Source organism: Neorhizobium sp. NPDC001467 (assembly GCF_050275975.1).
Classification (GTDB): Bacteria; Pseudomonadota; Alphaproteobacteria; order Rhizobiales; family Rhizobiaceae; genus Neorhizobium.
In genome coordinates this window covers 39,560-52,492 of record NZ_JBNNPS010000005.1, presented here as the reverse complement: position 1 = coordinate 52,492, position 12,933 = coordinate 39,560, and the positions used below count along the sequence as shown (strand labels likewise).

The 12,933-nt window shown below is 60.4% G+C and carries 11 protein-coding genes; 2 read left to right on the top strand and 9 right to left on the bottom strand.

The genetic code is table 11. The features are described from left to right. Positions 1–134: 134 nt before the first annotated feature. The 3 genes from ACQKKX_RS12155 to ACQKKX_RS12145 all read right to left on the bottom strand — a co-directional run bounded on the left by ACQKKX_RS12155 (position 135) and on the right by ACQKKX_RS12145 (position 2,519). Entirely contained in the window at positions 135–1,466 is a 1,332-nt protein-coding gene (locus ACQKKX_RS12155; RefSeq protein WP_427570955.1) for a DNA polymerase IV, read from the bottom strand. A 78-nt stretch (positions 1,467–1,544) separates the two neighbouring features. Next, a complete protein-coding gene (locus ACQKKX_RS12150; protein ID WP_427570954.1) occupies positions 1,545–2,201 on the bottom strand; it encodes a hypothetical protein in 657 nt (218 codons plus the stop codon). Positions 2,202–2,213: 12 nt separating this feature from the next. After that, the gene (locus ACQKKX_RS12145) at positions 2,214–2,519 is read right to left on the bottom strand and encodes a DUF3572 domain-containing protein (RefSeq protein ID WP_427570953.1); all 306 of its coding nucleotides are present in this window, start codon (positions 2,517–2,519) and stop codon (positions 2,214–2,216) included. Positions 2,520–2,682: 163 nt separating this feature from the next. Between ACQKKX_RS12145 and ACQKKX_RS12140 the strand changes: the two genes are divergently transcribed. After that, entirely contained in the window at positions 2,683–3,054 is a 372-nt protein-coding gene (locus ACQKKX_RS12140; protein ID WP_427570952.1) for a response regulator, read from the top strand. 18 nt (positions 3,055–3,072) lie between these two features. After that, positions 3,073–4,440, top strand: coding sequence for a PleD family two-component system response regulator (locus ACQKKX_RS12135; protein ID WP_427570951.1), 1,368 nt, complete (start codon positions 3,073–3,075; stop codon positions 4,438–4,440). Between the two features lie 721 nt (positions 4,441–5,161). On the opposite strand, the gene rpmG is transcribed toward ACQKKX_RS12135, so the two are convergent. The 6 genes from rpmG to topA all read right to left on the bottom strand — a co-directional run bounded on the left by rpmG (position 5,162) and on the right by topA (position 12,859). Continuing rightward, positions 5,162–5,329, bottom strand: a complete 168-nt coding sequence (gene rpmG / locus ACQKKX_RS12130; protein WP_052637931.1) for a 50S ribosomal protein L33 — start codon at positions 5,327–5,329, stop codon at positions 5,162–5,164. A gap of 92 nt (positions 5,330–5,421) precedes the next feature. Next, complete coding sequence (locus tag ACQKKX_RS12125) at positions 5,422–6,606, bottom strand: MFS transporter (protein WP_427570950.1); 1,185 nt, start codon at positions 6,604–6,606, stop codon at positions 5,422–5,424. A gap of 10 nt (positions 6,607–6,616) precedes the next feature. After that, positions 6,617–7,306 (bottom strand): NUDIX hydrolase, encoded by a 690-nt coding sequence (locus tag ACQKKX_RS12120; RefSeq protein WP_427570949.1) that lies wholly within the window; start codon positions 7,304–7,306, stop codon positions 6,617–6,619. Continuing rightward, positions 7,303–7,779 (bottom strand): DUF983 domain-containing protein, encoded by a 477-nt coding sequence (locus ACQKKX_RS12115; protein WP_427570948.1) that lies wholly within the window; start codon positions 7,777–7,779, stop codon positions 7,303–7,305. Before ACQKKX_RS12115 ends, ACQKKX_RS12120 begins: the two co-directional genes overlap by 4 nt. Before the next feature lie 5 nt (positions 7,780–7,784). Then, positions 7,785–10,154, bottom strand: a complete 2,370-nt coding sequence (gene rnr, locus ACQKKX_RS12110; protein WP_427570947.1) for a ribonuclease R — start codon at positions 10,152–10,154, stop codon at positions 7,785–7,787. After that, positions 10,151–12,859 (bottom strand): type I DNA topoisomerase, encoded by a 2,709-nt coding sequence (topA, locus tag ACQKKX_RS12105; protein WP_427570946.1) that lies wholly within the window; start codon positions 12,857–12,859, stop codon positions 10,151–10,153. Before topA ends, rnr begins: the two co-directional genes overlap by 4 nt. Positions 12,860–12,933: the final 74 nt, after the last annotated feature.

The window sequence follows — 12,933 nt, the reverse complement described above, 5'->3', positions numbered from 1 at the left end:
TTCGGTGATGACCCGCTCTTGCGGCGGTTACAGATACGGCCGTTTCGGTGCGACAATGGACAAGGGCATTGGAGGGCGTCCGACGGCGTGGGAACCGTAGCCGTCAGCTGCCAGGCCATTGCATCTGCTAAGAGTCAGCGTTTGCGCTCCCTGCCGCCGAACGTGTAGCCGGTTTCCACGGCGCGCTTGCCGAACTTGTCGCGCAGCTTGTCGATCGCAGCTTCCGCCTGCGCGCGGCGGGTGGCCTGCTGATCGACGAGATCCGGCGGATCGGCCCGCGAGGACCCCTCCAGATCCGTGACGCCGATGCCGAGCAGGCGGAATTTGGTGCCGTCCGTCTCGCGTTCCATCAACTGCAGGCCGGTGCGAAAAATGCGGTCGGCGAGCTGTGTCGGGTCCTCCAGCCGGCGGTTTCGCGTGCGGCTTTTGAAGTCCGACGTCTTCATTTTCAGCACGACGGTATGGCCGGCGATGTCGTGTTTCTTGAGGCGGGTCGAAACCTTTTCCGACAGGCTGCGGAGGATCGGCACCAGTTGCTCATGGCTGGAAATATCATCGAAAAAAGTTGTTTCGGCAGAAACGCTCTTGGCCGCCTCGTTCATATGGACGGTGCGATCATCGATGCCGCGCGACAAGCGAAACAGTCGCTGCCCCATCACGCCATAACGGCGCATCAGGTCGCTTTCCGCCATGCCCTGCAATTGTCCGATGGTGCGGATGCCGTCAGCCTCCAGCGTGGCGTTGAAGGCGCGACCGACCCCCCAGATCGTCGTGACGGGGCGGGTGCTCAGGAAGGTTACTGCTTCGGCCTTGCCGATCACCGAAAAGCCGCGCGGCTTTTGCAGGTCTGAGGCGACCTTGGCCAGGAACTTGCAATAGGAGAGGCCGACCGAGATGGAAATACCCAGCTCGTTTTCGACCCGCCTGGCAAACCGGGCAAGCGTGCGGGCCGGCGGATCACGGTGCAGACGTTCGGTCCCGGCCAGTTCGAGAAATGCCTCATCGATGGAAAGCGGCTGAACCAGCGGTGTCAGGTCCTGCATCATGGCGCGCATCTGCCGCCCCACACCCACATATTTCTCCATATCCGGCTTGATGACCACGGCATCCGGGCAGGCCTCGAGCGCCTTGAACATAGGCATGGCCGAGCGCACGCCGCTGATGCGGGCGATATAGCAGGCTGTCGACACGACGCCGCGTTTGCCCCCGCCGATGATGACCGGCTTGTCGGCAAGGTCGGGATTGTCGCGCTTTTCGATGCTGGCATAGAATGCATCGCAATCGATATGCGCCAGCGTAAGGCTATGGAGTTCCGGGTGGCGCAGGAGCCGCGGACTACCACAGGCACTGCAACGACCGCGACCTTGCGGCTGCTCGCTCAGGCAGTCGCGGCAGAAGGCACCCGGTTTGTCTTGCGCGTCTTTGTCTGTCGCCATCTTCGGAACAAATGTTGAACGCTTCCACATTAGGCCGTAAGATCGCAGGGCTCAAGCGATTAGGAAGCAGACATGCGCGCCTTCCAAAGCTATTCATCGAGCTGGCGTTCAGCGCGGCAGCCAATGCGCCCGGATCAGATCCTCGGCATGCCGCCAGTCGCGGGCGCGCGCGATATCCTGCGCAGGCTTCGGCGCCATTCGATGCAGCGGACTGTCCGGCATTATGTGAATGAGCAAGCTGTCCGGCATGTGCGTGCGCACGGAATCGAGATTGTGCGCCATGTCATCGATGAATGTTGTCGGGAACAGCCGTTCTGCATTCAGCCGCCGCATGATCGGACCCTTCGGCTCCTCGCTGGCAATCAGCGGGAACGCAAGGCCGAGCCTGTCGAGGAGCCGGCGGCGTTGTACGCTATAGCGGGGCGGCATTGCAGTCAGGAAAACCACGTCGGCATCGGTGGAAAGCGCCTTGAGCGTTTGGGCAACGTCCTCGACGGGCAGCTGCCATTGTTCCTGAACGTCGAAAAAGGTCTCGATCAGCTGGCGCACGGCATCGGCATCCAGTTCCAGACCGGTATCGGAGGCGACAATATTGCCCGTCAGACGAAAGGAACGCGGCAGGAGTTCATGGCCGCAACCGCGCAGAAAATCCTGAAAGGGGGCGGCGAAGTGCAAGACCACGTCATCGACATCGCAGACGACAAGCGGGCGCTCTGTCACCTGCACATGCGAGAGGTCGAGAAGGTCGCCGATGCCGTTCTTCATCGCGCTCGCCTCTCAATCCATGGCCGGGCCGGAATAATGGTGCCACGCGGCGACCACGGTTTCCGGCCTCGTATTGGTGGACTCGCAAAAACTCATCAGCGACGGTTCGTGGGCCATCACGAAATCCAGCACTCCGGCCAGAAATCCGGGATCGTTGATTGCCTGCCGCAATTGCGGCGCCTGAATGCCTGTCAGCGAAAGAAACCGACCCATCATGTCCGGTTCGCTCGCAAGCCAGCCGAGCAGGGTGACAGCGGTCTCTTCCGGGTCAATGGCAGCCGCCTTGTCTTTCTGTCGCGGCTCGAACGGTCCTCGCATGATCAAAGGTTACCTTTTATTCAAACAAATGACTCTAGACTGACATGAACAAGAGTCTTTGGATTCGGTCGTGGGGTGAACTTATAACTTCGCGATGTCGTTACAAGACCGGAACCGCCCGTACCCGGCCAACTTTCCGTGCGCAACAAGGATCGCTCCTCCAATGCCCAAGCAGGTTATGATCGTCGAAGACAACGAGCTCAACATGAAGCTCTTTCGCGACCTGATCGAGGCTTCAGGCTATTCGACGATCCAGACGCGCAATGGCATGGAAGCGCTCGATCTGGCGCGCAAGCATCGACCCGACCTCATCCTCATGGACATCCAGCTGCCGGAAGTCTCCGGGCTGGAAGTGACCAAGTGGCTGAAGGAGGACGACGAGCTGCATGTCATTCCGGTCATCGCCGTGACCGCCTTTGCCATGAAAGGGGACGAGGAACGGATTCGACAAGGCGGCTGCGAGGCCTATGTGTCGAAGCCCATCTCGGTTCCGAAATTCATCGAAACCATCAAGACCTATCTGGGTGACACCTAAAGCCTCGGGAAAATAGCCATGACGGCGCGCATCCTTGTTGTCGACGATATACCGGCGAACGTTAAACTGCTCGAAGCCAGGCTTCTTGCGGAATATTTCGATGTACTGACGGCCGAGGACGGTCCGAAGGCGCTTTCCATCGTGGAAAGCACCAGCATTGATCTCATTCTGCTCGACATCATGATGCCGGGCATGAGCGGGTTCGAAGTCTGCGAGCGGCTGAAGGCAAATCCACGCACCGCCCATATTCCCGTCGTCATGGTGACGGCGCTCGACCAGCCGTCCGACCGCGTGCGTGGCCTCAAGGCGGGTGCCGACGATTTCCTGACCAAGCCCGTTAACGATCTGCAGCTGATCTCGCGGGTGAAGAGCCTCGTGCGGTTGAAGACGCTCAGCGACGAGTTGCGCATCCGCTCCGAGACCGCCCGCACCATCGGCATGGAAGACATGCTGAAGAACGATGGTCGCGACGATTCCGGGCACATCCTGCTGGTCGACGGCCGCGCCAGCTCCCAGGAACGCATCATCAAAGCGCTGAAGCCGATCGGTGACGTGATCGCCATGTCGGATCCGCAAGCGGCTCTGTTCGAGGCAGCGGAAAACCCGATCGATCTCGTCATCGTCAATGGTAATGCCGGCGAATATGATCCCTTGCGCCTGTGTTCGCAATTGCGTTCGCTGGAGCGAACCCGCTTCATTCCTCTGTTGCTGGTCACCGATCTTGGCGATGAGGAGCTCATCGTTCGCGCACTCGATCTGGGCGTCAACGACTATATCGTGCGCCCAATCGACCCGAACGAATTGGTGGCGCGCACGCTGACGCAGATCAAGCGCAAGCGCTATAACGACCGCCTGCGCTCAAGCGTGCGCGAAACCATAGAGCTTGCCGTCACCGACGGTCTCACAGGGCTGCAGAACCGGCGTTATCTCGACAATCATCTCAAGACCCTGTTCAACCGCGCCGCTGCACGCGGCCGTGCGCTGTCGATCTGCCTGATCGATATCGACCGCTTCAAACAGGTCAACGATACCTATGGTCACGATGTCGGCGACGAAGTTCTGAAGGAATTTGCGGCCCGCATCCGCTCGACCGTGCGCGGGGCGGATCTGGCCTGCCGTTACGGTGGCGAGGAATTCGTGGTCGTCATGCCCGATACCGATCCGGGGCAGGCGGCGCTGATCGCGGAACGCCTGCGCTCCATTGTCGAGGCGCAGGCCTTCCCCATCCGCAGTCTCGGCATTGCCCTGACGGTGACCGCATCGCTCGGCATCGCCGGCAACGAGCCTGGCGTGGAGACGCCCGATCAGCTGCTGAAGCAGGCGGATCGTGCGCTTTACGAGGCAAAGAATGCTGGCCGCAACCGCGTTGTCGCTTTCGCCGCGTAACGGCCGATTCGCGATTCAGGTTTGTGGAGTGCGATCGAAGCGACGAAAGCGGTGAGGGCGCATCCGCTGAAAGCCGCGCGAGCGAAGAGGCGGCCAAGATCGCTCGCGAAGCTCATCCAAGTAAATATTCGCGGCAGGCAGCAGTGGAAATCCGCAACATAGTCGCATCTCTCTAAGCTATTGTGACAAGGTGAGCGATTATTCTCCATTACGTATCAATTTGTACTTTATGATAATTGCATATTAACGCGCGATTTTATTCCTAGTTAGCCTAAATTATTGTTTTCAATGAGAAGATGCTGGGGGAAGCGTGGCTCTTGCTAATGTAGAACTTACGCCCTGCGGCAGCGTTGCGCGTCATTTTTAACCATAGCGGTGCAAAAATGCACCGCTTGTTAAGATTATGTTGCATTTCGAAAGAAATTGCGCGAGTTTGCTATCAACAAGCAGATGTTCCTAACGGAACACGATACCCCATGATGCTCAGGTCCGCCGCATCTCCTGGGTCGTGGGGTCGGTCGATCGGCAGGCATGCCAAAAACGGTTCCTCGTGCCGTGATTGCAGGCTGATCGACCCCCAATCAAAGCGCCGTCTCTTTCGGGGATGGCGCTTTTTTTATGCGCGCCTTTCGCCGAATATTCACCTTGCCAAACGAGAAGCAACAAAAAAGGCGCGGAGCCGAATGGCTGACGCGCCTTAATAGCCGGAACCTCAGACCAATTACTTGATCTTGGTTTCCTTGAACTCGACGTGCTTCTTGGCAATCGGGTCGTACTTGGTCTTGCTCATCTTGTCGGTGAACGTGCGGCTGTTCTTCTTGGTGACGTAGAAGAAACCCGTGTCCGCCGTCGACAGCAGCTTAATCTTGATGGTCGTAGCTTTCGCCATGGTTTTCTGCCTTCTGGAAAATGAAAGCCGTGGACGACCGGTCGGAGCCCACGGCGAAATCTGGCGCGAAATTACAAATCACGCGCCAAAAGTCAACTCTGTTTCGACCGGAAAAGCGGCCTGCTCAGGGAAACCAGCACGTAAAAGGCGAAGAACGCTGCCAATGCCCAGGCAAAACCGTCATTGCCGGCCACATCCATGGCTGCACCTATACCCTGCGGCCCAGCCACTGTGCCGACCGCGTAGCAAAAGATGAAGGCGGCATTGGCGGCCGCAAGGTCGGGTCCGCTCAGGCGGGCACCGAGATGCGCAAGACCCACCGTATAGAGGCCGGAAACGCAGCCGCCCCAGAAGAACAGCACAACCGCCATCATCAGCCAGTTGTGGATGAGGAAGGGGAGGGAGAGCGCCCCGATCACGCCGAGAACGGCCATGGCAAGCAGCAGCGGACGGCGGTCGCGCATCTTGTCGGAGATCAGGCCAAGCGGGATCTGAAATGCCATATTGCCGATGCCCATGACGGTCAGCAACACGGCAGCATCCGGTTCCGGCATGCTTTCGCGAAGCGCGTAGATCGTAAACAGCGACAGGCCGCCGGCCGATACGGCCCCGAAGGCGAATACGGCGGCCGTGGCAGACGGCACCAGCAGGATATAGTGCAGGAAATGCCGTTCCGGCTTTTCTTCGAGCTCCGGGCTCTCCCCACGCGCGACGAAGATCGGGATGATGGCGAGAAGGATGATGATGGCACCGACGGCAAAAGGCAGGACGCCATCGCTGCCCAGTCTGGAAAACAGCAGGGGGCCGACGGCAAAGCCGATCGCCAGGACCGTCGCATAGATGCCGAGCACGAGACCGCGGCGTCTTGGCGGCGCCGCCTGGTTGATCCAGAACTCCGACAGGATGAAGAGCATGGTGGTTGCGCCATGAAAGGTGAAGCGCAGAGGGAACCACATCCAGAAATCCTGGGCGTAATAGAAGCCGAGGCCGCTTAGAGCGGCAATCACGATGGCAAGCATCATCGTGCGGGCGACACCGAAATCATGCGCCAGCCTGGTCGTCAACGGGGCTGCCGCCATCGAGGCCACGCCAGCCATGGCGGCATTGAGCCCGATCAGGGTCGACGAAATCCCCCGCTTTTCAAGAATGATACTGAGAAGCGGCAGGCCAAGACCAATGGCAATGCCGACCGCGCTGATGGCAGCAGTGGCTGCGATGAGAGAGGGCCAGTGAATTTCCTCGACATGGCCGTTCTCGTCAGTCGTCGGCTGCGACATTCAAAAATCCTTACAGTCGGCTGCGGACGAAACGCCCGTGACGCATGAAGTAGAAGGGGATCGGACCGTCGAATGGCGTATCGCTTTCAGCGTCCATCAATCTCTTCACGTCTTCCAGGATCAGCTGCGTGATGCGGGCGAGTTTCACACCGGAAAGCGCTGAAATGTCAAGCCATTGCAGGTCTTCCAATTCGTCCGTATCGCGCAAATGCGTCAGGTCGAAGACGGTTTCGTCGCAAAAGGTGAGAAAGAAGTGGGTATCATAGCGGCGGACATGGCCGGGTGGCGTGATGGCACGGGCGACATAGCGCAGCCGCGACAGATCGGGGACGCCGCCGGCCACCGTGACGCCGGTCTCTTCCGCGACCTCGCGAAAGGCTGCAAGCGCAAGGGCGCGCGCCCGGCTCTGGGTGAAGCGGCCGGCCGCCGTCGCCTGAAGCTTGGTCAGAACCTGCGGGTTGAGATCACCGCTGAATGGCAGGGCGTGATCGCGCGGATCGCGACGGCCACCGGGAAAGACGTAGACATCCGGCATGAAAACATGACCGCTGGCGCGCCGACCCATGAGAACCCGTGGCGTCTCCTTCGAACGGTCGACCAGCACAAGCGCTGCGGCATCCCGTGGCCGAACGCCGACTGCTGCCTTCGGCGTGGCATGATCGTCATCTTCCGGGTATCGGTCGAATGGCGGCGCATTCATTCCGTCGGTCCGCCGCGTCCAGGATCCCGGTCGTCCCGTTCGTCTCCGAAGCCGTGCATCTTCAGGGCCCATTGCAGGCCGATGACGGCACCCTTGATGGGCTGTATCAAGGCGAGCGCGGCCAGCACCGTCAGCGGCGCCCAGACGGCGAGATGCGCCCATGGCGAGATTTCGAACATCATGTCCGTCATCATGAAGCCGCCGACCATGACATGGCCGACCACGAAAATAGCAATATAGGGTGGCAGGTCGTCGGAGCGGTGATGGTGAAGTTCGGTGCCGCAGACTGCGCAGGCATCAACGGGTTTCAGAAAGGCGCCGAACAGGCGACCGTTTCCGCAGGCGGGGCACCGGCATATCAAACCGCGAAGCAGGGAGCGGAAGAGAGGACGATCGGCACGGTGGGCGTCGCGGCTGTCGCCGGCCCCGTGCTCGTATGCCGTTTCATTTCTGGCCTCCTCCCTGACCGTCATGACCCTTATCTCCGTGGTCGCATGCCGGCCTTGCCACGTGCCGTGCGGCGCTGCCGCCCGGCCTTGTGGAAAGAGCGTGTACCGCCTGCCATCTTCCGGCCTTCGCTCAGCATTTCGAAGCGCAGCGCGCCCGCAAGCGGGATCGCCTCGACCAGTTTCACATCGACGCTGTCGCCGAGCTGATAGCCGAGACGGGACTTGTCGCCCACCAGCGCCTGATGTGCTTCGTCGTAGACAAAATAGTCGCGGCCAAGCGTGGAGATCGGCACAAAGCCGTCGGCGCCATAGGTCGGCAGCGACACGAACAGGCCAGCCTTGGTGACACCCGAAACACGGCCTTCGAATTCCTGACCGACCCGTTCCGACAAATGGTGCGCGATCAGGCGGTTGATCGTATCGCGTTCGGCGGCCATGGCGCGGCGTTCGAAGGTGGAGATCTCGGCGGCGATATCTTCGAGCTGCGCTTCTTCCGCCGCCGTGATGGCACCTTCGCCAAGACCCAGCGCGCCGACCAGACCGCGATGCACGATGAGGTCGGCATAACGGCGGATCGGCGAGGTGAAGTGCGCGTATTTCATCAGGTTGAGGCCAAAATGGCCGAGATTGTCCGGGCTGTAGATCGCCTGGCTCTGCGAGCGCAGCACCATCTCGTTGACCATGATCTGATGTGGCGTGTTTGCAGCGCTGGCGAGAATGCCGTTGAACGAATTGGCGCGAACCTGGCCGCCCTTGGCCATCGGGATGGAGAGTGTGGCCAGAAACTCGCGCAGGACTTCCTGCTTGGCGAGCGTCGGCGCATCGTGGATGCGGTAGACGAGCGGCTGCTTTTTCTTCTCCAGCGTCTCGGCGGCGGCGACGTTGGCCTGGATCATCATTTCCTCGATGAGCTTGTGCGCATCGAGACGTTCGGGAATGATCACCTTGTCGACCGTGCCATCTGATTTCAGGAGGATCTTGCGTTCCGGCATGTCGAGTTCAAGCGGCTGGCGACGGTCGCGGCCGCGCTTCATCACCTTGTAGGCGTGCCAGAGCGGCTTGAGGATCGGTTCAAGCAGCGGGCCGGTCTTGTCATCCGGTTTACCGTCGATAGCGGCCTGCGCCTGCTGGTAGGAGAGTTTTGCAGCGCTCTTCATCATGATGCGATGAAAGGTGTGTCCGGCCTTGCGGCCTTCCTTCGAAAACGTCATGCGCACGGCGAGCGCCGGGCGGTCTTCGCCTTCGCGCAGCGAGCAGAGATCGTTGGAAATGCGCTCCGGCAGCATCGGCACGACGCGGTCGGGGAAATAGACGGAATTGCCGCGCTTCAAGGCCTCGCGGTCAAGTTCCGAACCGGTGCGCACATACCAGGAGACATCTGCAGTCGCGACGGTGACGATGACGCCATCCGGATTGTCCGGCGATGGATCGGGCTCGGCGTAAACCGCGTCGTCATGGTCCTTGGCATCGGCCGGATCGATGGTGACGAGCGGCAGGTCGCGCCAGTCCTCGCGTTTCGACATGTTGGCCGGCTGTGCAGCCTTGGCCTCGTTCATGACGGACTGCGGGAATATATGCGGGATGCCGTGGGCATAGATGGCGATCATCGAGATCGCCTTTTCGCTGGCGACGGAGCCCACGACCGACAGGACTTTTGCCCGCGTCAGGCCAAAACGGTTGCCGCGCAGGATATCGGCCTCGATCAGGTCGCCGTCCTTGGCATCGCCGAGGTCATCGGCGGAAATCTGCATTTCCTCGCCACGACGGTCGATCGGCATCAGGCGCGCGCCGCCTTCCGCCATCATGCGGATCACGCCGAGGGCAGCGTTCTGGCGCTTGTCGATGACCTTGATGATGCGGGCGGTATAGGCCGGGCCGGAACGGTCCTTGTTGGGAAAGATCTTTGCAAGGACGCGATCATTGAGACCGGCGGTGACCGCCTTGCCCTTGCCGCGCTTTTCCGACGTCATACGGATCAGCACGGCTGGCGCCGCACCGGCATCCTCCGGCCATTCGGCCGGGCGGCCGATCAACTCGCCATCCTTGTCACGCGTGGTGATGTCGAGAACCGTGACTGGGGGCAGGGCGCCCGGTCTTGATAGCGATTTTCGATCTTTTTTGAGCAGGCCCTCGCTCTCAAGGTCTCGCAACAGATCCTTGAGTTCGACGCGAGTCTCGCCCTTCAGGCCAAAAGCCTTGGCGATCTCGCGCTTGGAGGCGCGATCCGGGTTGTCGGCAATGAATTCAAGCAGCACTTCGCGCGGCGGAACGGCACCGTGGACGATGCCCGAACCCTGGCTTGCGACCTTCGGTTCGCCATTGGCACGCCTGTCGGTGCGCCGGCTTTTCGTTTGGTCGTCGCTGCGGCCGGGCCTGTTCCTGTCGCGAGGTGTTTTCACTGAGCGGTCTTCTTTGCCTTGGTTGCGGCCGTTTTTGCCGAAGCTTTCTTTGCCGGAGCCTTCTTCGCTGCAGCCTTTTTCGGTGCGGCCTTCTTGGTCTCGCCGTCAGCCGTCTTGGCAGCAGCCTTGGCCTTTGCCGGCGCCTTTGTTTTGGCCGGCGCCTTCTTCGCCTTGCCCTTGGCCGGCGTCTTGCCGCCCTTTTCAACGATCAAGGCAAGCGCTTCTTCCACCGTCACCGACTGTGGATCCTTGCCCTTCGGCAAGGTCGCATTGACCTTCGCCCAATTGACGTAAGGGCCGTATTTGCCGTCACGCACGGTGATCGGGCCGCCATCAGGATGCTCTCCGAGTTCCTTCAAGGCTGCCGGCGTGCCGCGGCCACGACCGCCAGGGCCCTTGGCTGCCTTTTCGGCAATCACGGTGACGGCACGATTAAGGCCGATGGAGAACACGTCCTCGATGCTTTCGAGATTGGCATAACCGCCATCATGCAGCAGGAACGGTCCATAACGGCCAAGGCCGGCGGAAATCATCTTGCCGGTTTCCGGATGCTTGCCGACATCGCGCGGCAGATTGATCAGTGCCAGCGCCTTTTCATGGTCGATATCTTCCGGACGCCAACCCTTGGGTAGCGATGAGCGTTTGGCTTCCTTGCCTTCGCCGCGCTGGATGTAGGGTCCGAACCGGCCCGAACGCAGCGTCAGTTCCTCGCCGGTCATCGGATCGGCACCCAGCGCCTTCGGTTCGTTGAGGCCGGATGCATCCGCCTCATTGCCATCGGACGACAGCTGGCGGGTGAAATTGCATTCTGGATAGTTCGAGCAGCCGACGAAAGCGCCGTATTTGCCAAGCTTCAGCGACAGGTTGCCGGTGCCGCAGACCTGGCAGATACGCGGATCAGAACCATCTTCGCGTGTCGGGAAGACCAGCGGCGCGAGCGTTTCGTTCAGGGCATCGAGAACGTTGGTGACGCGCAGTTCCTTCGTGTCCTCGATCTGGGCGAAGAAGTCGGTCCAGAAATCGCGCAGAACCTGTTTCCAGTCGAGTTCGCCAGCGGAAATCCGGTCGAGCTTTTCCTCAAGATCGGCGGTGAAATCGTATTCCACATACTTCGTGAAGAAGCTTTCGAGGAAGGCCGTCACCAGCCGGCCCTTGGAATGCGGGATCAGCTTGCGCTTGTCGACGACAATATATTCGCGGTCCGACAGGGTTTTCAGCGTCGCGGCATAGGTGGAAGGACGGCCGATGCCGAGTTCTTCCATCTTCTTGATCAGCGAGGCTTCCGAATAGCGCGGCGGCGGCTCGGTGAAGTGCTGGGTCGAATTGACCCGGTTTTTGTCGAGCTTTTCGCGGGCGTTGATCTGCGGCAGGCGACCATCGTCGTCGTCCTCGCTCTTCTCGCCTTCTTCCTTCTGGTCCATGTAGGCGCCGAGGAAGCCGTCGAAACGCACGACCGAACCTACGGCACGCAGGCCGGCCTTCTGGCCATTATTGTCGGCGATGATTTCGACCGTTGTGCGTTCGATTTCCGCGGACGCCATCTGGCTGGCAATGCCGCGCTTCCAGATCAGGTCATAGAGACGCTGCTGGTCGCTGTCGAGGTACTGGCGCACCTTGTCCGGCGAACGGTTAAAATCGGTTGGGCGGATGGCTTCGTGCGCTTCCTGGGCATTTTTCGCCTTGGTGGAATAATGACGTGCCTTTTCCGGCAGGTAACGCTGGCCGAACTGGTCGACGATGGCGCTGCGGGCAGCGTCGATTGCTTCCGGTGCCATCTGCACGCCGTCGGTACGCATATAGGTGATCAGACCAACCGTCTCACCGCCGATATCGACGCCTTCATAAAGCTTCTGCGCCACCTGCATGGTGCGCGAAGCGTTAAAGCCGAGATTGGAGGAGGCCGCCTGCTGCAGGGTCGAGGTGGTGAAGGGCGGGCCGGGATTGCGCCTGACCGGCTTGGCCTCGACCGTATCGACCGTATAGGCGGCGCCATCCAGCAAGGATTTCAGGCGACCGGCTTCCTCGCCGTTCTTAATGCCGCGCTGCGGCAGGCGCTTGCCGTCGACCGCCGTGAGCTTCGCCTCGAATTCATCACCACGTGGTGTCTTCAGGAGTGCCGAGAGGTTCCAGTACTCTTCCGAAACGAAACGTTCGATCTCGTTTTCGCGGTCGCAGACGAGACGCAGCGCCACCGACTGCACGCGGCCAGCCGAACGGGCGCCCGGCAGCTTGCGCCACAGGACCGGCGACAGGTTGAAGCCGACGAGATAATCCAGCGCGCGGCGAGCGAGATAGGCGTCCACCAGCGGCACGTCGATATCGCGCGGGTTGGCCATGGCATCGAGCACGGCCTTTTTGGTGATGGCGTTGAAGACGACGCGCTTGACCGGCTTGTCGCCCAGCACTTTCTTCTTTTTCAGAAGATCGAGAACGTGCCAGGAAATTGCTTCTCCCTCGCGATCCGGGTCGGTTGCGAGAAACAATGCGTCGGAGCTTTTCAGCGCGTCGGAAATATCCTTCATGCGCTTCTGGGATGCGGCATCGACCTCCCAGGACATTTCGAAATCCTGGTCGGGAAGCACGGAGCCATCCTTGGCGGGGAGATCCCGCACGTGGCCGAAGGAGGCGAGAACCTTGTAACCCGAGCCGAGATACTTGTTGATCGTCTTGGCTTTGGCTGGAGATTCTACAACGACTACATTCATTTTGATTTTTCTCTGGAACGAGGCAGGCCATGCAAAAACCGCGGAACAAACGCGATTGGGCCGAATTCTGACCT